We start from the raw sequence: 21,093 nt of genomic DNA, 5'->3' as shown, positions 1-21,093 counted from the left end.
TCAGCCCTTCGTTGGGTTCGGTGCGTTCGTTGGGGAAGCGAGCAGTGCGACCTGACCGTCGAACTGCCACAGCGGGTTCGGTGCGTCCCCGGCCGGGGTGTGCACCAGGAAGTAGCCGTTCACTTCCTTCGGGCCGTCGCCGTCGGCCATCAGCCGTCCGTCCGAGGCCACGTCGAGCTGGTAGACGGCCGTCCCCGGCGCGTCCGTCCCGGGCAGGTGCCAGGTGACCACGCAGCGCCAGTCGTTGCCCGGCCCCTCCGGGTCGACCTGGCCGTCGCCCCGCTGGCAGGCCGCGCCGGCCCGCAGCTTGGCCTCCGTCACGGCGGGGCGGTGCAGCTGCTCGGTCTGCAGCCGGTACAGGTGCGCGAACACGGTGGCGACCTCCTGCTGGACCTTCGCCTGGGAGATCCCCGAGCCGGTCGAGGGGGTGGCCGCCGCGACGGCGCCGGTGGTCAGCGCGAGCAGCCCGGCCAGCGGCAGCACCCCGTAGGAGAGCGCGCGGCGCCCCACCCCGTCCTCGCTGCCGGTGGTGAAGTCCCGCCGGACGAAGAGCAGGTAGGCCGCCGCGGTGGCGACCGCGGCCCAGACCAGGCTGACCGCGACGGCGACCAGCAGTTCGTCGAGCCGGCCCGGTTCGGCGAACAGCCCGTTCCAGGCGACGAAGGCGTAGCCGGGCAGGGCGAGGCGCAGCGCCACCGGCAGCGGCAGCACCTGGGCGAGCTGCATCGCGACCGCCGCCAGCGCCGGGACCAGCAGCCCCATCGGCGAGCGGCCCAGCAGGACGGAGCCGAGCAGCCCGAGCGCCGCCAGCGCCAGGGTGGGCGCCAGCGCGCAGGCCCAGGCCAGCAGGACGCTCCCGGCGGCGTCCGACGGCGACAGCAGGTGCCCGTCCACGCCGACCAGCGGCTCGTCGCCGACCGCGGCGAGACCGCCGACCGCGCCGGAGGCCGCCAGTGCGACCACCAGCAGCACGATCACGGTGACGCTGGCCAGGGCCTTCGCCGCGAAGATCCGCCGCGGCGAGCGGACCGTCACCAGCAGGTGGCGCCAGGTCCCGAGCCGGTCCTCGGCGGCGAAGACGTCACCCGCGACCACGGAGGTCAGCAGGGGCAGCGCCCAGGAGCCCGCGAAGCCCAGCACCACCAGCGGCCCGGCCCAGCCGGTGGCGTGCATCCAGCGGCCGAACAGGGTGTCGGAGGGCAGCGTGCCCTGCTGGGCGACGGCGGCGGTGAACAGCGCCGGGGCGGTCAGGCAGGCCAGCATCAGCAGTCTGATCCGCCACTGCGAGAGCAGCTTGACCAGTTCGAAGCGGTACACCCGGGCCACCGGTACCGGGCGGGCGCCTGGTTCGGCGGCGGCGACCGCCGTCCGGTCGACTGCGGTTGCGTTCATCGCCCGTCCTCCTGCTGCTCGGTCAGGGCCAGGAACGCCGCCTCCAGCGGCGGCACCACCGGTGCGACCTCGCGCACCCGTACGCCCGCGCGCACCAGCGCGGCCACCAGCTCCTCGACGGCCGGTCCGGACGCGCGCACCACCGGCGCCCCGGCCGTACGTCCCGTCCCGGCTGCGGCCAGGACCCGCACCCCGGCGACGGTGGCGGCCACCCGCCGCGCGGCGGCCGGGTCGGAGGTGAGCAGCCGGTGGTCGAGTTCGCGGTGCTCCGCGGCCAACTCGGCGAGCGGGCCGGAGAAGCGGACCCGCCCGGTCGCCAGGATGGTGACCTCGTCGCAGAGCGCCTCCAGGTCGTCCATCCGGTGGCTGGAGAGCACCACCGTGACGCCGTCGGCGGCGAGCCGCCGCAGCGCCCCGTGCACGTGCTGCTTGCCGGCCGGGTCCAGGCCGTTGGACGGCTCGTCGAGGACCAGCAGCCGGGGTTCGGTGAGCAGCGCCGCGGCCAGTCCGAGCCGCTGCCGCATGCCCAGCGAGAAGCCCCGTACCCGGTCGTCGGCGACCTCGCTCAGGCCGACCTCGGCCAGCACCGCGTCGATCCGGCCGGGCCGGTCGCTCTGCCCGCGCAGCGTCGCCAGCGCGGCGAGGTTCTTCCGTGCGGTCAGCGAGGGGTAGAGCCCGGGCCCGTCCACGAAGCCGGCCACCCCGTGCGGTGCCGGCAGCGCCCGGCCGACCGGTCTGCCCAGCACCTCCAGCTCGCCGTCGTCGGCGACGGCCAGCCCGAGCAGCAGCCCGAGCAGGGTGGTCTTCCCGGCGCCGTTCGGCCCGGCCAGCCCGTGGATCCGCCCCGGTGTCAGCTCCAGCCCGACGGCGTCGAGCGCGACGACGTCGCCGAAACACTTCGTCAGTCCACGGGCGCGTACGGCAGGTTGGGTTTCCTTCATGGCTCCTTCTCGAAGTTCCCCAGGGAACCTAGGGGGTTGACCTGCCGCCGTCAGGAGCGCGCGGTTGAACACCGCTGGAACAGCAGCGGCCGGCGCTGTGGCGGTCCTGCGATCGCTTCCCGGGGTGCGGCGGCCGCGGACGCACCGAGTGGAAAGGTTCACATGAAAACGGATATCGTTTCGCTGGATCTCCCGCACCGAACCGGTTGCGGAGCCCGATGAACATGACAAACATGGGCGGAAGGCGAAGCCTCGAATGCGCACGGACACGGCGGGAGTCGGGATGCGAGTGGACGCCGCCCTGGCCGACGCCTGGGTGGACCGCTGGGAGCGCCAGCAGGAGCGGTACGCGGTGGAACGCGAGGAGCGGTTCACCGTCATCGCCGACGTCCTGGAACAGACCGTCGGCCGCCGGCGACGGCCGCTCGTCGCGGACCTCGGCAGCGGCCCCGGCTCGCTGTCGGCACGGGTCGCGGCCCGCCTGCCGCACGCCGAGATCCTCGCCGTCGACATCGACCCGCTGCTGCTCGCCCTCGGCCGCGCCCGGCACCCCGAGATCGCCCGCTGGGTCGAGACCCTGATCGGGCGGCCCGGCTGGGTCGAGGACCTCGGCCTCGACCGCCCACTGGACGCCGTGGTGTCCACCACCGCGCTGCACTACCCACCGCCGGACGCGCTGCTCGGGATCTACCGCGACCTCGCCGGTGTCCTGCGGCCCGGCGGCGTCCTGGTCAACGGCGACCACCTCATCCCCGAGGACCGGCCGCTCGCCGAACTCGCCCTCGCGATCGGCCGCCGCCGCGCCCAGCGCAAGGGCACCGGCGCCGCCGAGGACTGGTCCCAGTGGTGGGCCGCGGCCGGGCGGGTCCCCGAGTTCGCCGACCTGCTGACGGCCCGCGAGCGGCAGTTGCCCCCGACCGACGGCCCCGGCAACGGCCTGTCGGCGGCCCGGCACGGCGAACTGCTGCGGGAGGCGGGCTTCCGCCAGGCCGGACCGGTGTGGCAGTACGGCACCAGCTCCGTCCTGGTCGCGCTGCGCTGAGCCCTGCTCACGGCCCTTGTGGATAAGGCGGGTTCCGGATCGGCACAGTCTTTGCGATGGCGTGACAGAAAGCGCCCTGTCGATCACCCAGGGAAAGGGTTACCGTTGCCCGAGGTCGCCGACGCCTCTGCGGTGGGAGCCGCGCGCGGGTGTCCGACCGCCCGCGCGCCACACCGACGCGCGGACCGCCGGGGGGACGAGGGCCGACACGGGGCAGCCTGTCGGCGGCTGCGGCCCCCGCACGCCGACTTCTCAGGGAGAGCTGGTTTCGCATGCGGCCCTTACCGCTGTATCTCGAACCACGACTGGAGGCCCCCCTCCGATCCCTCCTGGAGGAACACGACCTCCTGCACACGCTGACCGACGCCCTGGGCTCCCCCCTCAACCTGCTCCTGCCCGAGCAGATCGCGGACAACCTGGCCCGCTTCCAGGCCGTCTACCGCAAGCACCACCTCACCGGCCGGATCCACTTCGCCCACAAGGCGAACCGCTCCAGCGCCCTCGTCCGCCGGCTCGCCGCCACCGACGCCGGACTGGACGTCGCCTCGCTCGCCGAACTCCAGCACGTGCTCGGGGCCGGCTGCGCACCCGACCGGATCATGGCGACCGGGCCGAAGAACCGCGAGTACCTCTGGCTGGCGGCCCGCACCGGCGTCACCGTCCACCTGGACTCCCGCGCCGAACTCGACGAGCTGGCCGACCTGGTGCGCAAGCACGCCCTGCCCCCGGTGCGCGTCATGCCGCGGCTGTCCGGCTTCCGGGCCCCGGGCGTCACCGTGCTCACCCGGCCGAGCCGGTTCGGCACCGACGTCGCCGAACTGGACGAGCTGCTCGACGCGCTGGAACGCCACCGCGACGCCGTCGAGACCACCGGCGTCGCCTACCACCTGGACACCACCGGCATCGCGGAGAAGGCCGTCGCCCTGGAAACCTGCGTCACGGTGATGAACGAGTGCCGGCGCCGCGGCCTGCACCCCCGCACCATCGACATCGGCGGCGGGTTCGGGGTCAACTACCTGGCCGACGCCGCCCAGTGGGAGCGGTACACCACCGAGCTGGCCGACGCCGTCCTGGGCCGGCGGCCCCCGCTCACCTGGCAGGGCCACGGCTACGGGCTGCGCGCCGAGTCCGGCCGGCTGCGCGGCGCCCTCGGCCTCTACCCGGCGCACCGCCCGGTGGCCGCCGAGGCCTACCTGGACGAGCTGCTCTCCCACCCGGCGCCCACCCTCGGACGGCCGCTCGGCACCCTGCTGCTGGAGAACCTGTACGACCTGGCGGTGGAACCCGGCCGGGCCCTGGCCGACCAGTGCGGGGCGACGCTCGCCCGCGTCCTGGAGGTCCGGCACACACCGGCCGGCGAATGCCTGGTGCGGCTGGAGACGAACGCGCGGGACGTGGGCCTGGAGGAGCACGGGGTGCTGATGGACCCGCTGCTGATCCCCCGACCGGGTACCCCGTCCACGCCCGGCGGCCCGCCCGAGGAGCCGGTCGGCGTCCACCTGATCGGCAACCTCTGCCTGGAGACCGACCTGATCACCCGCCGGACGGTCTTCCTGCCCCGCCTCCCCGCCCCCGGCGACCTGCTCGCCTTCGCCAACACCGCGGGCTACCTGATGGACTTCGGCGCCGGCGAGGCGCTGCGTCAGCCCGTCGCGCGCAAGGTCGCCGCGTACCGGCAGGACGGCGCCTGGCGGTGGCGACTGGACGAGCAGTACTGGCCCGTCGACGTGGCGGCCGCAGGACACCGGGGGGACGGACACGCATGAGGTACGACAGCATCACCGACGCGATCGGCAACACCCCGCTGGTCCGGATCGACCCGGCGGTCACCGGCCTGCGGCACGTCGACCTGTACGCCAAGCTGGAGCTGCTCAACCCGTTCGGCTCGGTCAAGGACCGCGCCGCCTGGAACATGACCCGCGAGGCCCTCCCCGGCGCCGTCGAGCGCGGCGAGACCATCGTGGAACTGTCCAGCGGCAACACCGCCAAGGCGCTCGCGCTGATCGCCGGCATGCACGGACTGCCGTTCAGGAGCGTCACCAACCGGATGAAGGTCCCCGAGATCAAGGACCTGCTCCTGCTGCTGGGCGCGGAGATCGAGGAACTGCCCGGCCGCACCGAGTGCCTCGACCCGACCGACACCGACGACCCGCTCACCCGCATCCACCGGATGCTCTCCGAGAGCGGCTCCGGCTACCTGCACACCGACCAGTACTACAGCCGGCTCAACCTCGACGCCCACCTCACCGGTACCGGCCCCGAGATCGTCCGGGACCTCGACGGCCGCGCCCCGGACCACTTCGTCGCCTGCGTCGGCACCGCCGGCTCGTCCACCGGCGTCGCCGCCGTGCTGCGCGCCCACGACCCGGGCGTGGAGGTGGTCGGACTCGTCGCCCACAAGTCCGACTTCATCCCGGGCATCCGCACCATCGACGAGGTGCACGAGGTCGGGCTGTTCGACCCGGCCACCTACGACTCCATCGCCACCGTGACCGCCGACCAGGCCATCGACGGCATGCTCACCCTGGTGCGCCGCTGCGGCCTGCCGGCCGGCCCGACCGGCGGCGGCGCCTACTTCGGCGCGCTGCGCCACCTGCGCACCGTGGACGCCGAACTGGCCGAGCGGGGGACGGGCGAGCGGCACACCGCCGTCTTCATCGTCTGCGACCGGGTGGAGAGCTACCTGAGCTACATCCGCCGGCGCCGGCCTGAACTGTTCAACCAGCCCGCCCGGCCGAACTCGGTGGGCACGGTGACCCCCGCCGAACTGGCCGCCGCCCGGGTCGTCGACGTCGACGCCGCGCGGAAGTGGATCGCCGAGGAGCGCCCGCTGGTGGTCGACCTGCGCGGCCCCTTCGCCTACGCGGCGCTGCACATCGAGGGCTCGATCAACATCGTCGACGAGCTGTTCGACGAACTCCTGCACGGCGGCCTGCCGTTCGGCACCCACCAGCCGGTGCTGCTGGCCTGCCCGGTCGGCGAGAAGTCGGCCACGTACGCGGCGCTGCTCACCCGGATGGGACACCGGGACGCGCGCAGCCTGGCCGGCGGCATCATCGCCTGGCGCGACGCGGGCGCGCCGCTGGTCCGGGACTGAGCGGAGGCGGCCCATGACCACCCTCGACGAACTCCGCGACTGGCACCGCGGGCTGCGGGCACAGTTCCCCATCATCACCGGCAACCCCGAGCAGGCGTACCTGGACAGCGCGGCCACCTCGCAGAAGCCCCGGGCGGTGCTCGAAACCGTCCAGCGCTACCTGACCACCGGCAACGCCAACGCCGGCCGCGGGACGTACACCTGGGCCAACGCCACCACCGCGCTGGTGGAACGCACCCGCACCCGGGTCGCCCGCTTCCTGGGCGACCCGGCCCCGCAGCAGCACTCCGGCGTCCACTTCGTCAGCGGCGCCACCGAGGGGCTGCGCGCGGTGGCCCTGGACTGGCTCCCCCGCCACCTGCGGGACGGCGACGAGATCATCGTGCCGTTCGCCGACCACCAGGCGAACGCCCTGCCCTGGCTGGAGGCGCAGCGGCTGCTGGCCCGCCAGGGCGTGCGGATCACGGTGCACGAGCTGCCGTACGACCCGGCCTCGCACGACTACGACCACCACGCGCTGGCCGAACTCGTCACCGGGCGAACGGCGTTCGTCGCCGCCACCCATGTGCACCACGTGTACGGCGGCGACATGAACGTGCACCGCATCCGGGCCGCGGTCGGGCCCGGGGTGCCGATCTGCCTGGACGCCGCGCAGAGCGTCGGCCACCTGCCGGTGGACGTCGCCGCGCTGGACGTGGACTTCGTGGTCTTCTCCGGACACAAGGCGATGGCCCTGCCCGGCACCGGCGCGGTCTGGGCCCGCAACACCCGGGGCCCGGCCTTCGCCCCCGGCGGCTGGAGCGGCACGCCCAACACCAGTGGGATCGCCGGGCTGGAGGCCGCCCTGGACTGGCTCGACGCCGCCGGGCCGGAGCGCATCCGGCGGTGGAACACCGCCCTGGCCGCCCGGCTCACCGACGGGCTGCGGACCCTGGAGCCGTACGAGGTCCTCGGCTGCCAGTCGAGCCTGGCCGCGGACTCCGCGGTCCAGCAGCGCGAGGGCATCGTCACCTTCCGGCACCGCGGGATCGGCTCCAACGACCTGGGCTTCGTCCTCGCTAGCCACGGCCTGATGGTGCGCTGCGACGGCCACTGCCAGGCGCGGGCCGGCGAGAGCGAGAGCTCGGTGCGGGTGAGCCTGCACGTCTACAACAGCCCGGAGGAGGTCGACCTGCTGCTCTCCGTCCTGCGCTCGCTGTAGGGCGTGTCTGACAATTCGCGCCAGGCAGGCGACGGGAATTGTCAGACACGCCTGGGCCTGTCCTGGGACTCGCGCCGTCACATCCGCTGGAGGTTGCGCACCAGTCCGGTCATCTTCGGCGACGGGGCGACGTTGAGCTCCCGCTGCAGGAACGAGCGGTAGTGCTGGTAGGAGCGCAGCGCGCTGGCGAGGTTGCCCTCGGCGAGGTGCACCTCGACCACGATCCGGTGGGCCGTCTCCCGGACGGGGTCGATGGCGATCGCCGCCAGCGCGGTCTGGAGTGCCGGCAAGTAGCGCTCCTCGTCGCACAGTTGGTGGGCCAGGCTCTCCAGGGCGTACAGCCGCAGCTGGTCCCAGCGCTCGCGCTCCAGGGTCAGCCACTCCTCCTCCCAGCCCGGCAGCAGTTCGGCGGAGAGGTCGTCCACGAGCTCGTCGCAGCCGGCCGGCAACCGGTCCGCGCCGGCCACGACCCGTTGCGCGGAGCGGCGCGCGGAGCGCAGGTCCACCCCGACGACGGGTGCGAGGCGCAGCCACTGCCCCGGGCTCTCGATCGGGATGGCCCGGCCGCGTCGCCGCGCGTGGTAGAGGGCGGTGCGCAGGTTCGCGGCCGCGCGGCACTGGGTGCAGTCCGGCCAGAGCCGTTCGGCGGCCGCGCCGCGCTGGACGCCGTCGTCGTGCAGGGCGAGGAAGGCCAGCAGGTGCTGCGCACTCACCGGGAGGGAGACACAGCCTCCCGCGTCGGTGGCCTCGAAGCCCCGCAGCAGTTCGATGCTCGGACCGTCCCACAACACACCCCCACTCTGCCGCGCCGCGCCGTCACCCGCACCCGTTCGGGCGCGCACCGGTTGCGGCCGAGGCCTGTCACCGCCGTGTCCGTACGGCCCCGGCCCGGCGTCACGCGGACGTCGTACGGACGTTGCGGCACCGTCACGGTGACGCCGAGGCGGCGTCACCGCCGTCGTCGCCGACCGTCACGACCGCGCCCCCGGCCGACCGGCCGACACCCTAATGGGCCGCCGCCGAACGGGTGTTGGAGGAGGCTGCCGATTCACCGCGGGCACCCGGACCGGCCCGCGGACCGGCCGACGGTCACCGTGCGTGCATCCACCGGCCCGTGGCACGGAGCATGGCGGGAGCGGCTGCGCCACGAGGACGCGACGCGCCCGCGACGGCACCCACGCGCCGGCCGTGACGCTCCCCGGCACACCCGGGCGACGCCCGGCCCGTTGACTGGCACCACCTGCCGCCCCGGTGGAGCGCACCCGACGCCCCGCCCGACACCGGAAAGGCGATGCCCCATGAAGGCCCGATCGGTGCTGCGCGACGTCCGCGCCCCCGAGGAGGAACTCCTCGGCGACCCGGCGGTGTGCATCGCGGTCCTGGACGGTCCCGTCGATCTGTCGCACCCCTGTTTCGAGGGCGCGGACCTCACCCGGCTGGACACGCTCGTCGCCGAACCGGCCGGCTCCGGCCCGATGTCGCTGCACGGCACCCATGTCGCGGGCCTGCTCTTCGGCCGGCAGGACAGCCCGCTGGCCGGGATCGCCCCGCACTGCCGCGGGCTGCTCCTGCCGGTCTTCACGGACGCGGGCGAGGGGCGGGTGCCCCAACTCGACCTGGCCAGGGCCGTCGAACGCGCCGTGCAGGAGGGCGCCCACGTCATCAACATCAGCGGGGGCGAGATCGGCCGGGGCACCGAGCCGGAGCCCATGCTGGCGAAGGCGCTGCGGCTGTGCGACGAGCGCGGGGTCCTGGTGGTCGCGGCCGTCGGCAACGACGGCTGCGACTGCGCCCAGGTGCCGGCCGCCACCCCGACGGTGCTCGCCGTCGGCGCGGCCGGCCCCGACGGCGAACCGCTGGACATCAGCAACTGGGGCTCCGCGTACGCCTCCCACGGCCTGCTCGCCCCCGGGCGGGACATCGAGGGCGCCGCCCCGGGAGGGGGGAGCGCCACCCTGACCGGCAGCAGCTTCGCCACACCGCTGGTGTCCGGGGTCGCCGCCGTGCTGGTCGGCGCGCAGGTGCGGGCGGGGCGCCCGGCCGACCCGCGGGCGGCCGGCCGGGCCCTGCTGCGGGGCGCGCGCTCCGTGCCCTGCGCACCCGCCGAGGCGCCGGAGTGCCGGCGCCGGCTGGTCGGACATCTGGACGCGGCCCGGGCGTACGAGCTGATCACCCACGCGGACGACCTGACGGACCGCCCGGTCCGCGCCGGGACCACGGCGGCGGCCGCCCGCCGCGCCACCCTCTCCCCCGAGGTCGGGGTCGCCACGGCCGGCGCACCCTCGCCAATCGGGACCTCCCCACACGACTCGCACGAGGGAGCCAGCACCATGGACACCCAGAGCGTTCCCGCCGCCACCCCCGAGGCCCTTCAAGCCGCCCAGCTCGCAGCGGCCGCGCAGGCGGCCCCTGCCGCCGCCCAGGCCGTGCCGGACCCCGAGGCCGTTCAGGCCTTCCTGGCCGCGCAGAGCGCACCGTTCGAAGCCGTCACCCCGGCCGCAGCCGTCGCCGGGGTGACGGGCGCCACCGCCGCGGGCGCCCAACCCCTGAGCCCCGCCCCCGTCCCGCCGCCCGAAGCGGTGCACGCGCCCGCCCCGGCCATGCCCGCGCCGCCAGTCGGCGCCACGGCGCTCGGGCAGGCCCCGGCGGCCCCCTGCGCGTGCCAGGGCGGCGGACCGTCGACGGCCGGGCTGTCGGGTGCCGGGCCGTCGATGGCGGGGCCACCGGGCGGCTCACCCGCGGGCGGCGGCGTCCGACCCTCCTGCGCCTCCACCAACAACCGCCCGTTGGTCTACGCGATCGGCGAGATCGGCGTGGACTTCCTGACCGAGGCCCGCCGGGACAGCTTCCGCCAGCTGATGCCGACCATCCAGGTGCCCGACCCGGACCATCCGGGCGTGACGAAGGAGCAGCCCGCCAATCCCTACAACGCCGAGCAGCTGCACGCGTACCTGACCGCCAACCCGTGGGCCTCCGACAAGGTCACCTGGACGCTGAACCTGGACAGCACGCCGCTCTACGCGCTCGAGGCCGAACCCGCCGCCGGCATGGACTGGGCCAGCGACCCCCTCGTGTTCCTCGGGGCCACGAAGGCGGACGTGCAGGCGATGATCGACGACCACTCCAAGCTCGCTGACGCCCTGATGGCGCTCGCCTCACCCGCTCGCCCGGTGTCCACGGTCTACCGGTCGTTCCGGGACGCGCACTACGGCCAGCACCTCCGCCCGGACAAGGACGACCAGTACGTCTCCCGGATCTCGATACCCGGGCGGCTGACCGACCGGACCGTCCGGCTGTTCTCCGGGCAGGTCGTGCCCGTCGTCGAGGTCAAGAGCCGTGGCATCTTCATCTGGCAGCAGAAGACGCTGGTGGACAAGGTGGTGGAGGCCGTCCTGAAGAAGGCCCAGGACGAGCACCTGACGGTCGACAAGGACTACATCCGCAAGACCATCGACACCTTCCTCGACAAGCTCTACTACCAGTTCCGCAACCTCGGACAGACATCCGCCGACCGGGCGCTCAACGCCGCCGGGACGAATGCCTACGCGATCGCCGGTCCGATCAGCCAGGCCATTCTGCTGGGCCAGACCGTCCCCACCACCGTGACGGAACCCAGCCAGCCGATCTCGCTCTACTGCATCGACACCATCTCGGTCGAGAAGAGCCCGTACTGCCGCATGGGATCGGACTGCCAGGACGTGAAGGTGACGTTCTTCGACCCCGAGAACGACCGGCGCGCGCGGGTCTCCATGCTGTTCACGATGGACGTCAGCGACGAGTACCCCGTCACCCTGGCGCCGCCCCACCAGTTCCTGGAGAGCTGAACCCCCGACACCGCCGGCACCCACGCCGACGGAACGGCCCCACGCCACCCCTCAGGAGGAGGCGGATCATGAGAACCCCCGCACCGGCCCCCAGGATCGCGCCCAGACTGCCGGTCCTCGCCCCGCCGGTCCACAGGGACGGCCGGGACGAAGCCGGCCGCCTGCCCGACAACCCGGGCGCCGCACCGGCCCGGTCGGTCTGTGCCGACCTTCCCGGCCCGGCCCGGGGCATGTGCTACGCCGCCCTCTGACGCCCCGCCCCGACGGGCCCCGCCGAGGACGGAGTGCAACCAGCACGACGAGAAGGGATGAGCAGAAATGACCAACGAAGAATTCCGCGAGGAACACCGGGCGTGGTCCCCCACCCCCCAGCTCCCGACGCTCGCCCCGCCGATCGACCGCACCGGCCGCACCGGCGGCGCCCTGGGCGCTTCCCCCGGTGTCGAGGCCGACTTCAGGTGGAGCGACCTCGTCTCCGGCGGCGCCGACGTGCTCAAGACGATCGGAACGTTCCTCTGATGAGGCACCCAGCGCCGGCGCCGGGCCGCGAAGGTCCGGCGCCGGCCACCCCGCCCGGTGACGCGGCCACGCACGACCGGCCACCGGAGCACCGGACAGGAGAGACAGGACCATGTACGAGCAGCCGCCACCCCAGGTGCCGCCGATCGACCGCACCGTGGGGTACGACGCCGATCTGAAGGTGGTCAAGGAAGTCGCCGACATCGACCCCAGCCCGCAAGGGAGCATGTCGTCCCTGAGCGTGAACCTCGGATTCATCGCCGGCCCCGAGCCGTCCGAGGCGGTGACCAACCCCGCAAGGGAGGGCGCGGGCACCGACACGAAGCCGGTCACGCAGATCATGGACGGCCCCGGTGGGCTCTACGGCCCCAGCTTCGCGGACCCGGCGCCCTGGGTCTGTGACGGTGCCCCCACCCCCGGCTGCATGCCGGCCCCACCCCCCGTGATCGGAGGCTTCATCTGACCCCTGCCGGCCGTCCCGGGCGGCTCCGCCCCGGGCCTGCGAGCAGGTCCGCCCCGGGCCGCCCGGCCGGCGGAACCCCCACCCACGAAGGGAAGAGCGACCATGACCATGGAAGACGTCCGCCAGGATCACCGGGCGTGGACTCCCACCCCGCAGCTCCCGAAGCTCGCCCCGCCGATCGACCGCACCGGCCGCGCGGGCGGCGCCCTGGGCGACGCCTCCGGCGTCGAGGCCGACAACCTCTGGAGCATCTTCAAGACGGCGCTCCCGATCGCCGCCGGCCTGCTGCTCTGACGGGATACGCCCACGGGCACTGCGTCCACGCCGTGGGGGGGGGGGGGGGCCCCCCCCCCCCCCCCCCCCCCCCCCCCCCCCCCCCCCAACCCCCCCCCCCCCCCCCCCCCCCCCCCCCCCCCCCCCCCCGGGCCCCGGGGCCCCCCCCGGGCACCCCCCCCCCCTGGGACCCAACAACACCCCGCCGCCCCCCACCCCCGCCGGCGTGCGCCTCTGCGGGTAACCCCCCCCGCCCCCCGCGCCCCCCCCGGCCGGGGGGCCCCCCCCCCCCCCCCCCCCCCCGCCACACCGCTGCCCAGGGATCAGCGCAGACCGGCGAAGAGGTCGTTCTCGGGGACGGCCGTACCCGTGGTGTCCTTGACCCGCACGAAGGTCTCCATGCCCATCAGTTCGGTGAACCGTTCCTTCCCCATCTTCAGGAAGAAGATGTTCTCGCCCTGGCTGGCGTGCGCGGCCAGGGCGTCGAACTTCCGGCCGCCGAACGCGGTGGTGTCCACCCAGGTACTGATCTCCTCGTCCGGCAGGCCGATCTCCGACATGTCGGGCATCTCGGCCTCCTCCGCCGGGTCCGGCTCCTCCCGGTCCCCGCCGAACTCCCGCATCACCTCGCCGAAACGCTGCATGGCCGAGCGCGGCGCCGTCGTCCAGTAGACCTTCGACGCCGGCTCCTCGACCAACTCCAGCGCCGCCATCGTGATGCGGTGGGCCTGGATGTGGTCGGGGTGGCCGTAGAACCCGTTCTCGTCGTAGGTGACGACCACGTCGGGCCGGTACTGCCGCATCAGTTCGGCGAGGCGGGCGGCGCCCTCCTCCACCGGCGTGCGCCAGAACGACCCGGGCGCGTCGTTGCTCGCCCAGCCCATCATCCCGGAGTCGGCGTACTCCAGCAGCTCCAGGTGAGTGACCTTCAGCACCTCGCAGCTGGCCTCCAGTTCCTGCCGGCGCATCGCGGCGACGGCCTCCGGGTCGTGCCCGGGCTCGCCCGGCTTGACCCCTCCCGGTCCGTCGCCGCAGCGGCCGTCCGTACACGTGACGAGGACCGTGCGGACGCCCTCCGCCGCGTACCGGGCGAGGACACCCCCCGTCCCGGTGGCCTCGTCGTCGGGGTGGGCGTGCACCGCCATCAGCGTCAGGGGCCGGTCAACCATGAGAATCCATCCTCCGGTGTGAAAAGTACTCGCCCCAGTCTGCGCCACGGCGAGGGGTGGTCGCTCCCGAAATCCCGCTCACCGACCGGGAAGCCCGCCGGCCAGGGTGACGGGCAGGCCCGCCTCGATGCGGCTCTGCAGGCGGCCACCGTGGACACCCGGGGTGTCGAACACGCCCTGGCCGTCGGGGTCGTCGTCGGCGCCGGCGCACAGGACCTCGGGCACCAGCACCGCCTCGGCGCCGGCGAGCGCCGGGTAGTCGGCGGCGAGGTAGGCGGGCGCCAGGACGGGGCCGTGCAGGATGCCCTCGACCAGATCGGGCTCGAATCCGGCGGACAGCACGGTGACCCGGGCGTGCAGGTCCCCGTGGAGCATGACCAGCTTGTCGGTCATGCTGCCGACGAAGGCCTCCACGTGGACGCTGCCGCGGACCAACAGCTTGGCGTCCCCCTCCAGGTAGACGGCGGCCGCCCGCAGGTCGCCGAGCACGATCAGCGCGGGGCAGCCGTCGTCGAGGTTGAGGACGGCGCCGCTGACGTCGAGGTCGCCGTCCACGACGTAGCCGGTGCCGTACGGCTCGGTGGCGTCGAGGTCGAGGTGCCCGTCGATCGACAGGGCACCGGAGTGGACGTCGTACGACTCCTCGTAGAGGTTCTCGTACGAGGAGACGGGCAGGCCGCGGCGCTCGAAGAGGGCCACGGACTCGTCCCAACTGTGCAGCGTGGTAGCGATGTTCATGGGACGAACTCTGCCACGCGGCACTGTCAGCCGATCGCGACCGGATCGAGACCGATCGTTTCGCCCGCGGGCCGGCCCGCAAGCCCCGACCCGCGTGCGAGGGGCCGGGCCCCCTCGCACGCACCGGTCAGGACAGGTAGTCCTCCAGCCCACCGTCGCGCCGGATGTCCAGGGTGACGCAGTGGAACCCGCCGCCGAGCACCCGGGAGTGCCGCAGCCGGTGCGGCAGGACGGTGATCCCGGCGTGCTCCAGCACCTTGATCAGGCCCTCCTGGCCGGACTCGACGATCGCCGTGTCCGGGGAGACCATCAGCAGGTTCATGCTGATCCAGCTCTCGCTGAGCGCGTGCTCGGGGGTGTCGCCGGAGGGCTCGGCCGGCGGGCACCACAGGACGTCCCAGCCCTTCAGCGGCTCCGGGACGGTGTCCGGTCCGATCCGCTCGGGGTTGAGCAGCACCAGCCCCGGCCGCAGCAGCGCGATGGTGCTGTCGATGTGGGTGTAGCCGTAGATGTCGCGCAGCGGGTGCAGCCGCAGGCCGCCGTCGCCGAGCAGGCCGAGGGTGGACTCCAGCCACCGCAGGCCGAGTTCGTTGCCGCTGCGGGAGACCTGGTAGAAGACGTCCCGGCCGAGCCGCAGCACGTTCGCGGCGTCGAAGACCGGCTCGGCCTCGCCGAGCAGCGGCAGCCCGTCCGCGTCGAACTCGAAGAGTTCGTCGCCCAGTCGCGGCCGGGGAGCGGCCAGCCAGCGCGCCCCGCGGCGCAGGTAGTCCTGGAAGAGGCCGCGTAGTCCGAAGACCTCGAAGTAGCGCTGCCGCATCGGGCTCGCCACCTCGATCAGCGTCTCGCCGACCACCAGGGTGAGGTCCCGCGGACAGTAGGAGTGGAAGCCGCCGTCGGCCTCCCAGAGCGGGGAGGAGAAGCCGGCCGCGTGGTCGACCGCTTCGGGCTGGTGGACGGTGACGCCGAGGCCGCGCAGGGTGGCCACCAGCGCGTCCAGGTCCTCCTCGGTCTCCTCCACGACCTGCCGCGAGTAGGGGCCGACCTCGATCGAGGCGAGGTCGGCGGCACTGGTCTTCGGGAAGCAGGACAGCCAGGAGGACGGCTCGCTCTGCTCGGGCAGCCGGGCGCCGACGGCGGTCCCGACCACGATCTCCCGCAGTGTGCTGAACTCGTCCCAGCTGTGGACCGGACGGGCCGAATCGGACATGGCTCTCCCTTGACACGGGTTTGGGGAATCGTGGACGACACGGCGCACGCGACGGCTCGGAACCGCACGGCCTCGAACCGCGTCGCCGGACGGATTAATCGCCGGACCGGCTCCGGCCGACCGCGGCGTACGGGAATTCACCGGCCTGGCAGTCGAATTCGCCTTTCGAAGGGCCGGGATCGACTGTCAAGCTACCCGGACCACCACGGCCGCGCAAGGACCGTGATCGGCACCGAATGGGCCGTCCCGACGCACCTGCGCGCGCCTCGCCCGTTGTTCGACTCCCGTTATTCCGACGCTGATCAATACCCGTGTGTCGCCCCCGGGGCCGGTCGGCGCACGGGCCGGGCCGAAGGCCCCGCGGCCTCCCCGGGCGAGCGCCCCGGCCCCGCGCTCACCACCGCCAGGCCCGGCGGATCCGGCTCCCGCCCGCCAGGGCCAGCAGCGCCCCGCCCGCCGCGGCGACCCCGGCCACCGCCAGGTTCTGCCGCTGCGCCCGGCGCCGGTCGGCGACGGCCGCCCGGGCCGAGGCCGCCAGGAAGGCCCGTTCGACCCCGGCCGTGGCCAGCTCCCCGGCCGCCACCCGCCGCATCAGCTGCTCCAACCGGCCGCCCCGGCACAGCAGTTCCGGATCCCGGTCGGAGGCCGCCCAGCCCCGGGCCGCCGCCGAGAGCCTGCGCTGCTCCCCCAGCGCCTCGCGGCCCTCCGCCAACCAGCCGCGCAGCCTGGGCCAGGCCTGCGGCAGCGCCTGGTGGGACAGCTCGACGGTGTCCCGGTCCACCACCACGAGCCGTGCCCGGACCAGCCGTTCCACCATCTCCGGTACCCCGGGGTCGTCGAACTCGGCCCGCCGGACCGGCTTGCGGGTGCCCTCGTCGCCGCCCGGCACCAGGGCGCCGCCCGACACCGGCCCACCGCCGGGCCCCAGCCCCTCGCCCAGGCCCGGCACGCCGGCGGCGGCCTCCTCGCCGACACCGACCAACTCCCCGCCGAGCCGCAGGAACACCGACCGCGCCCGCGCCTGGTCGGACGCGTCCAGCCCGTTGTACAGCGTCTCCGCCGTCCGGGCCAGCGCGCCCTCGAAGCCTCCGGTGGCCTGGAACCCGGCCAGGGTGAGCGCGTTGCCGCTGCGCCTCCGCCAGGTCTCCAGCAGCGCCGCGGACACCAGCGGGAGTGCGCCCGGCTGCTGCGCGGCGGTCGAGATGAGGACGGCCAGCAGCGCGCCCTCGACGGTACAGCCGGACCGTGCCGCCGGCTCGGTGATCGCCCGCCGCAGCTCGTCCGGCGCCGGACGCCCCACCGACAGCATCCCGTGCCGCCCGGCCGTCTCGGCCAGTCCCGGGTGCTCGGCGAGCAGTGGCCCGCACTGGTCCGAGCGGAGCACCAGCACCACCCGGCAGCGGGCGGGCGCCGCCGGCGGCAGGCCGTCCGGCGCCTCGCCCGTACCGCCCGTGGCGGTCGCCACCAGCGCGTCCAGGAAGCGCGCCCGCTCGGCGGCGTCCCGGCAGCGGGTGAGCAGCTGCTCACCCTGGTCCACCACCAGCACCGGGTCCCCGGCCGTCGCTCCCGCCCCGCCGCGCGCCGTGTCCCCGGCTCGCTGCCCGAGCCGGGCGAGGGCCAGCGCGTACGCCTCCATCGGCCGTTCACCGGGGGTCAGCAGCGCCACCGGGACACCGTCGTCGGCCGGGGGCCGCTGCGCCCCACCCCCGGCCGCCGGTCTCCCGGGATCCGCACCGGCGGCCGGAACCCCGCCGAGCCGGGCCTGTAACCCGGCTCTGACCAGCGAGGACTTGCCCGCCCCCGACGGCCCGGAGACGATCACCAGCCGCCGTTCGGTCAGCAGGGCGATCAGCCGTCCCAGCAGCGCCTCCCGGCCGAAGAACCGCTCGGCGTCGACGGCCTCGAACGCGGCCGCGCCCGGATAGGGGGCCCGTCCGACGTCCTGGGCGCGCCGCCGGGCCGCGGTCTCGGCGGCCAGCTCGGCGGCGAGCAGCTGCCAGCGGTGCTGCCACTCCCGCACGTCCCCGCCGCAGGCCTGCACATAGGCGAGGGTGACCGCCAGGCTGGGCAGCCGCCGTCCTCCCGCCGCCACCGACAGACTGGCCGCCGAGCAGTGGGCGCGGAGCGCCAGTTGACGGTACGGCAGGCCTCCGGCCCGCTCCCGAAGGGCCCGCAGATCACCCGCGAAGCGCAGCAGCGGCCCGTCCCCGGGGTCAAGTGGACTTTCCCGACGCGGCACTACGGCCCCCTTCTCCGTTGAAGCGGTGTCCTGAAAACCTCGCGTGCCACACGCGCCACGCGCGCCGCGCGTGCCTCGTGTCCATCCCCCCCGTTGATTCATCATGCACAGGACCGTCGGCGTCAAACAATGGTGCGTGCGGGTCGGTTGTTCCGAGTTGGTGTTCAATGTCCAGCCGCACGGCGCCGAACAAAGCCGGTGGGATAGAACCGGAACCCGCAGCCTTCGCTGACTTCGGAGATATCCATGAAGTTCACGCGGTACTGCCGTTCCCTCCTGTCGACACCCGCGATGGCGGTGGAGCGGTACGCCAAGAGCCATCAGTCCGGGGCCGACATCGCCATGGTCGACCTGGAGGACTCGGTCCCACCCGCCCGAAAGGAGGAGGCCCGTCGGCTCGCCGAGGAGTTCTTCACCCTCCCGTCCACCAAGCTCGCGCGCAGCGCGGTGCGCATCAACACCCTCTCCGGACCGGAGGGTCTGCGCGACCTGATCGCCATCACCCGGTACCGGGTCAAGCCGGACCTGGTGCTGATCCCGATGGCGGAGTCCGCCCGGGACATCGAGATAGCCGCCGGCGCGCTCGCCTCGGACTGCCCTCAGACGGAGTTCCTGGCCGTCGTGGAGACCCCGCTGGGCATCGAGCACGCGCCCGCCATCGCGGCCGCCGGGCACCGGCTGCGCGGGCTGGTCTTCGGCTCGGCCGACTACGCCTTCGCGGTCGGCGCCCGGCTCTCCTGGGAGGCCCTGACCCACGCCCGCGGCCGGGTGGTCAACAGCGCCCGCGCCGCCGGGGTGGAGGCGATGGACGCCCCGTTCTTCGAGGTCACCGACCTCGCCGGGCTGCGCCGGGAGGCCGGGCTCGCCCGGGACTTCGGGTTCAGCGGCAAGATCGCCGTCCATCCGCGCCAACTCGGTCTGATCAACGAGGTGTTCAGCCCGGGCGAGGAGCTGCTGGAACGTGCCCGCCGGGTGGTCGCGGCGGGTCTGGAGAACGGCCGCTCGGTCACCGTGGTGGACGGGGTGATGGTCGGCATGCCGTTCTTCGAGGCCTCGCAGCGGCTGATCGAACAGTTCGACCCGCCCCGGCCCGAGGTCTCCCCCCACCCCCTGCACCACCCACGACAGCACCCACGGGGCCACGCGCCCACCGACACCCCGAACCACTCGACGGAGAAGTGACGATGACCGAAGAATCCATCCTCGGCCCACGCCGGTACCGCAACGCCGAGGCCATGCTGGCCAGCGCCGACCCGGTCTGGCAGGCGGCCGCCGCCAACGGCCTGATCGGCATCACGGCGGACTCGGAGTCGAACAACCGGTTGATCGTCCGCGAGACCGGCCACGAGTTCGCCAACATGGTCTCCTGCTCGTACCTGGGCCTGAACAACCACCCCGCGCTGCTGGCCGGCGCGGTGGACGCGCTGACCGAGTCCCGCAGCACCTCGCTGGTCATCTCCACCACCCGGATCCGGCACAACCTGCTGGTCCAGCTGGAGGAGGAGCTGGGCGAACTGTTCGGCGCCCACATCCTGCCGGGGGCGTCCTGTACCTCGCTCACCGCCGGCATCCTGCCGCTGATCGCCTCCGGCCACCTGGACGGCACCTGTCAGGGCGGCGGCGGGCCCCGGGTGATGGTCTTCGACCGCTTCTGCCACTTCTGCATGGCCTACGCGAAGCCGATCTGCGCGGACGAGTCGCTGGTGCTGACCTGTCCGCACAACGACCTGAACTACCTGGAGGACATCTGCCGCAAGTACCCGCGGGTCGCCTACGTGGCCGACGGCGCCTACTCGATGGGCGGCACGGCGGCCCTCGACGGACTACTCGAACTCCAGGACCGCTACGGACTGTTCCTCTACATCGACGACTCCCACTCGCTGTCCATCATGGGCGAGCGAGGTGAGGGCTACGTCCGCTCCCGGCTGGAGATGAACCCGCTGACGGTGATCACCGCGAGCCTCGGCAAGGGCTTCGGCACCAGCGGCGGTGTCGCGATGCTCGGCAACCGCGAGCAGTTCGAGTTCCTGCACCGGCACGCCGGCCCGGTCGGCTGGTCGCAGAACATCCCGCTGCCGCTGGTCGGCGCCTCACTGGCCAGCGCGGCCATCCACCGCTCCCCCGAACTGGCCGACCTCCAGGCGAAGCTGACCCGCAACATCGAGCTCTTCGACGAACTGCTGCCGACCACCTTCGCGGGCAACGGCCTGCCGGTGCGCCGGGTCGACGTCGGGGACGCCGAGCGCGCGGTCAAGCTGTCCGCCCAGCTCTTCGAGCGCGGCTACTACAGCTCGGCGGTGTTCTTCCCGATCGTGCCCAAGGGCGAGGCCGGGCTCCGACTGATGATGCGCGCCGACATGGACGAGCCGATGATCCGCGACTTCGCCGGCCACGTCAAGGAACTCACCGCAGACCTCTAGGACCTGGGAGCAGCCGCGATGGACACGACCGAACCCGCCGGCTACCGGCGGATCGGCGAGCGCCGCTACCGCGAGGTGGTCGGGCGCTACTACGAGGAGTTCGAGGTCGGCGAGGTGGTCGAGCACCGCCCCGGGCGGACCGTCACCGAGCTCGACAACGTGCTGATGAGCATGCTGAGCATGAACGACGCCCCCCTGCACATCGACGCCGCCTACAGCGCGCACACCCCGTGGGGGAAGCCGATCGTCTCCAGCCTGGTGACGCTGAGCATCGTCGGCGGGATGACCGCCCGTTCGACGAGCGGGCGCACCATCGCCAACCTGGGCTGGGAGAACATCCGGATGACCCACCCGGTGTTCGCCGGCGACACGCTCTACGCGGAGACCGAGACCCTCGCCAAGCGGCTCTCCGAGAGCCGCGCCGGGCAGGGCATCGTGCGCTGCCGCACCACCGGGACGAAGTCCACCGGCGAGACCGTGGTGGTGTTCGAACGCAGCTTCCTCGTCCCGCTGCGCGGCCACGGCCTGGACGAGGTCGCGGGGTACTGACACACGAACCGGGGAGGCG

The 21,093-nt window shown here is 73.7% G+C and carries 19 protein-coding genes; 12 read left to right on the top strand and 7 right to left on the bottom strand.

From position 1 onward, the window contains the following. Together ACGF0D_RS11405 and ACGF0D_RS11400 are read right to left on the bottom strand one after the other, a co-directional pair. Entirely contained in the window at positions 1-1,392 is a 1,392-nt protein-coding gene (locus tag ACGF0D_RS11405; protein WP_392914931.1) for an ABC transporter permease, read from the bottom strand. Next, a complete protein-coding gene (locus tag ACGF0D_RS11400; RefSeq protein ID WP_392914928.1) occupies positions 1,389-2,333 on the bottom strand; it encodes an ABC transporter ATP-binding protein in 945 nt (314 codons plus the stop codon). Before ACGF0D_RS11400 ends, ACGF0D_RS11405 begins: the two co-directional genes overlap by 4 nt. A 283-nt stretch (positions 2,334-2,616) precedes the next feature. Between ACGF0D_RS11400 and ACGF0D_RS11395 the strand changes: the two genes are divergently transcribed. The 4 genes from ACGF0D_RS11395 (at position 2,617) to ACGF0D_RS11380 (ending at position 7,673) form a co-directional block, all read left to right on the top strand. Further along, positions 2,617-3,375, top strand: a complete 759-nt coding sequence (locus ACGF0D_RS11395) for a class I SAM-dependent methyltransferase (RefSeq protein ID WP_392914926.1) — start codon at positions 2,617-2,619, stop codon at positions 3,373-3,375. A gap of 272 nt (positions 3,376-3,647) precedes the next feature. Then, positions 3,648-5,141 carry a Y4yA family PLP-dependent enzyme gene (locus tag ACGF0D_RS11390; RefSeq protein WP_392914923.1) on the top strand — a complete coding sequence of 498 codons (1,494 nt, stop codon included), beginning with the start codon at positions 3,648-3,650 and terminating at the stop codon, positions 5,139-5,141. Then, positions 5,138-6,472 (top strand): pyridoxal-phosphate dependent enzyme, encoded by a 1,335-nt coding sequence (locus tag ACGF0D_RS11385; RefSeq protein ID WP_392882024.1) that lies wholly within the window; start codon positions 5,138-5,140, stop codon positions 6,470-6,472. Before ACGF0D_RS11390 ends, ACGF0D_RS11385 begins: the two co-directional genes overlap by 4 nt. 13 nt (positions 6,473-6,485) lie before the next feature. Beyond that, positions 6,486-7,673 carry an aminotransferase class V-fold PLP-dependent enzyme gene (locus ACGF0D_RS11380; protein WP_392914920.1) on the top strand — a complete coding sequence of 396 codons (1,188 nt, stop codon included), beginning with the start codon at positions 6,486-6,488 and terminating at the stop codon, positions 7,671-7,673. Between the two features lie 77 nt (positions 7,674-7,750). Here the strand turns inward: ACGF0D_RS11380 and ACGF0D_RS11375 are convergent, their stop codons facing one another. Next, a complete protein-coding gene (locus tag ACGF0D_RS11375) occupies positions 7,751-8,464 on the bottom strand; it encodes a BTAD domain-containing putative transcriptional regulator (protein ID WP_392914917.1) in 714 nt (237 codons plus the stop codon). A gap of 507 nt (positions 8,465-8,971) precedes the next feature. On the opposite strand from ACGF0D_RS11375, the gene ACGF0D_RS11370 reads away from it, so the two are divergent. The 5 genes from ACGF0D_RS11370 (at position 8,972) to ACGF0D_RS11350 (ending at position 12,773) form a co-directional block, all read left to right on the top strand. Further along, positions 8,972-11,497: a S8 family serine peptidase gene (locus tag ACGF0D_RS11370; RefSeq protein WP_392914914.1), complete on the top strand. Its 2,526-nt coding sequence runs from the start codon at positions 8,972-8,974 to the stop codon at positions 11,495-11,497. Between the two features lie 68 nt (positions 11,498-11,565). After that, a complete protein-coding gene (locus ACGF0D_RS11365; protein ID WP_392914911.1) occupies positions 11,566-11,748 on the top strand; it encodes a hypothetical protein in 183 nt (60 codons plus the stop codon). Positions 11,749-11,815: 67 nt separating this feature from the next. Then, positions 11,816-12,016 (top strand): hypothetical protein, encoded by a 201-nt coding sequence (locus ACGF0D_RS11360; protein ID WP_392914909.1) that lies wholly within the window; start codon positions 11,816-11,818, stop codon positions 12,014-12,016. 112 nt (positions 12,017-12,128) lie between these two features. Beyond that, the gene (locus ACGF0D_RS11355; RefSeq protein WP_392914906.1) at positions 12,129-12,479 is read left to right on the top strand and encodes a hypothetical protein; all 351 of its coding nucleotides are present in this window, start codon (positions 12,129-12,131) and stop codon (positions 12,477-12,479) included. Between the two features lie 102 nt (positions 12,480-12,581). Beyond that, a complete protein-coding gene (locus ACGF0D_RS11350; protein WP_392914903.1) occupies positions 12,582-12,773 on the top strand; it encodes a hypothetical protein in 192 nt (63 codons plus the stop codon). A 302-nt stretch (positions 12,774-13,075) separates the two neighbouring features. Here ACGF0D_RS11350 and ACGF0D_RS11345 read toward each other — a convergent pair whose 3' ends face one another. The 4 genes from ACGF0D_RS11345 to ACGF0D_RS11330 form a co-directional block, all read right to left on the bottom strand. After that, a complete protein-coding gene (locus ACGF0D_RS11345; RefSeq protein ID WP_392914900.1) occupies positions 13,076-13,921 on the bottom strand; it encodes a PIG-L family deacetylase in 846 nt (281 codons plus the stop codon). A gap of 78 nt (positions 13,922-13,999) precedes the next feature. Continuing rightward, a complete protein-coding gene (locus tag ACGF0D_RS11340) occupies positions 14,000-14,659 on the bottom strand; it encodes a hypothetical protein (protein WP_392914897.1) in 660 nt (219 codons plus the stop codon). A gap of 127 nt (positions 14,660-14,786) precedes the next feature. Continuing rightward, positions 14,787-15,866 (bottom strand): inosamine-phosphate amidinotransferase 1, encoded by a 1,080-nt coding sequence (locus ACGF0D_RS11335; RefSeq protein ID WP_392882049.1) that lies wholly within the window; start codon positions 15,864-15,866, stop codon positions 14,787-14,789. 394 nt (positions 15,867-16,260) lie between these two features. After that, positions 16,261-18,105 (bottom strand): hypothetical protein, encoded by a 1,845-nt coding sequence (locus tag ACGF0D_RS11330; RefSeq protein ID WP_392914894.1) that lies wholly within the window; start codon positions 18,103-18,105, stop codon positions 16,261-16,263. A gap of 246 nt (positions 18,106-18,351) precedes the next feature. Here ACGF0D_RS11330 and ACGF0D_RS11325 point away from each other — a divergent pair, with 246 nt between their 5' ends. The 3 genes from ACGF0D_RS11325 to ACGF0D_RS11315 are packed head-to-tail and all read left to right on the top strand — an operon-like array spanning position 18,352 to position 21,074. Then, a complete protein-coding gene (locus ACGF0D_RS11325) occupies positions 18,352-19,287 on the top strand; it encodes an HpcH/HpaI aldolase/citrate lyase family protein (protein ID WP_392882054.1) in 936 nt (311 codons plus the stop codon). Between the two features lie 2 nt (positions 19,288-19,289). Further along, positions 19,290-20,525, top strand: a complete 1,236-nt coding sequence (locus ACGF0D_RS11320) for an aminotransferase class I/II-fold pyridoxal phosphate-dependent enzyme (RefSeq protein ID WP_392914891.1) — start codon at positions 19,290-19,292, stop codon at positions 20,523-20,525. Between the two features lie 18 nt (positions 20,526-20,543). Then, positions 20,544-21,074: a MaoC family dehydratase gene (locus tag ACGF0D_RS11315; protein ID WP_392882058.1), complete on the top strand. Its 531-nt coding sequence runs from the start codon at positions 20,544-20,546 to the stop codon at positions 21,072-21,074. The last annotated feature ends 19 nt before the right edge of the window (positions 21,075-21,093 follow it).

It is taken from the genome of Kitasatospora sp. NPDC048298 (assembly GCF_043201465.1).
Taxonomy (GTDB): domain Bacteria; phylum Actinomycetota; class Actinomycetes; order Streptomycetales; family Streptomycetaceae; genus Kitasatospora.
Note: the sequence above shows the minus strand (reverse complement) of the source record. Positions and strands in the feature narration are given on the sequence as shown.

What these genes read in the sequence shown, in the direction of transcription:
- ACGF0D_RS11395 (WP_392914926.1), top strand. Translation starts at nt 2,617, where the DNA reads ATGCGAGTGGACGCCGCCCTGGCCGACGCCTGGGTGGACCGCTGGGAG.
- ACGF0D_RS11390 (WP_392914923.1), top strand. Translation starts at nt 3,648, where the DNA reads ATGCGGCCCTTACCGCTGTATCTCGAACCACGACTGGAGGCCCCCCTC.
- ACGF0D_RS11365 (WP_392914911.1), top strand. Translation starts at nt 11,566, where the DNA reads ATGAGAACCCCCGCACCGGCCCCCAGGATCGCGCCCAGACTGCCGGTC.
- ACGF0D_RS11345 (WP_392914900.1), bottom strand. Translation starts at nt 13,921, where the DNA reads ATGGTTGACCGGCCCCTGACGCTGATGGCGGTGCACGCCCACCCCGAC.
- ACGF0D_RS11385 (WP_392882024.1), top strand. Translation starts at nt 5,138, where the DNA reads ATGAGGTACGACAGCATCACCGACGCGATCGGCAACACCCCGCTGGTC.
- ACGF0D_RS11320 (WP_392914891.1), top strand. Translation starts at nt 19,290, where the DNA reads ATGACCGAAGAATCCATCCTCGGCCCACGCCGGTACCGCAACGCCGAG.
- ACGF0D_RS11360 (WP_392914909.1), top strand. Translation starts at nt 11,816, where the DNA reads ATGACCAACGAAGAATTCCGCGAGGAACACCGGGCGTGGTCCCCCACC.
- ACGF0D_RS11355 (WP_392914906.1), top strand. Translation starts at nt 12,129, where the DNA reads ATGTACGAGCAGCCGCCACCCCAGGTGCCGCCGATCGACCGCACCGTG.
- ACGF0D_RS11315 (WP_392882058.1), top strand. Translation starts at nt 20,544, where the DNA reads ATGGACACGACCGAACCCGCCGGCTACCGGCGGATCGGCGAGCGCCGC.
- ACGF0D_RS11350 (WP_392914903.1), top strand. Translation starts at nt 12,582, where the DNA reads ATGACCATGGAAGACGTCCGCCAGGATCACCGGGCGTGGACTCCCACC.
- ACGF0D_RS11400 (WP_392914928.1), bottom strand. Translation starts at nt 2,333, where the DNA reads ATGAAGGAAACCCAACCTGCCGTACGCGCCCGTGGACTGACGAAGTGT.
- ACGF0D_RS11325 (WP_392882054.1), top strand. Translation starts at nt 18,352, where the DNA reads ATGAAGTTCACGCGGTACTGCCGTTCCCTCCTGTCGACACCCGCGATG.
- ACGF0D_RS11405 (WP_392914931.1), bottom strand. Translation starts at nt 1,392, where the DNA reads ATGAACGCAACCGCAGTCGACCGGACGGCGGTCGCCGCCGCCGAACCA.
- ACGF0D_RS11370 (WP_392914914.1), top strand. Translation starts at nt 8,972, where the DNA reads ATGAAGGCCCGATCGGTGCTGCGCGACGTCCGCGCCCCCGAGGAGGAA.
- ACGF0D_RS11335 (WP_392882049.1), bottom strand. Translation starts at nt 15,866, where the DNA reads ATGTCCGATTCGGCCCGTCCGGTCCACAGCTGGGACGAGTTCAGCACA.
- ACGF0D_RS11380 (WP_392914920.1), top strand. Translation starts at nt 6,486, where the DNA reads ATGACCACCCTCGACGAACTCCGCGACTGGCACCGCGGGCTGCGGGCA.
- ACGF0D_RS11340 (WP_392914897.1), bottom strand. Translation starts at nt 14,659, where the DNA reads ATGAACATCGCTACCACGCTGCACAGTTGGGACGAGTCCGTGGCCCTC.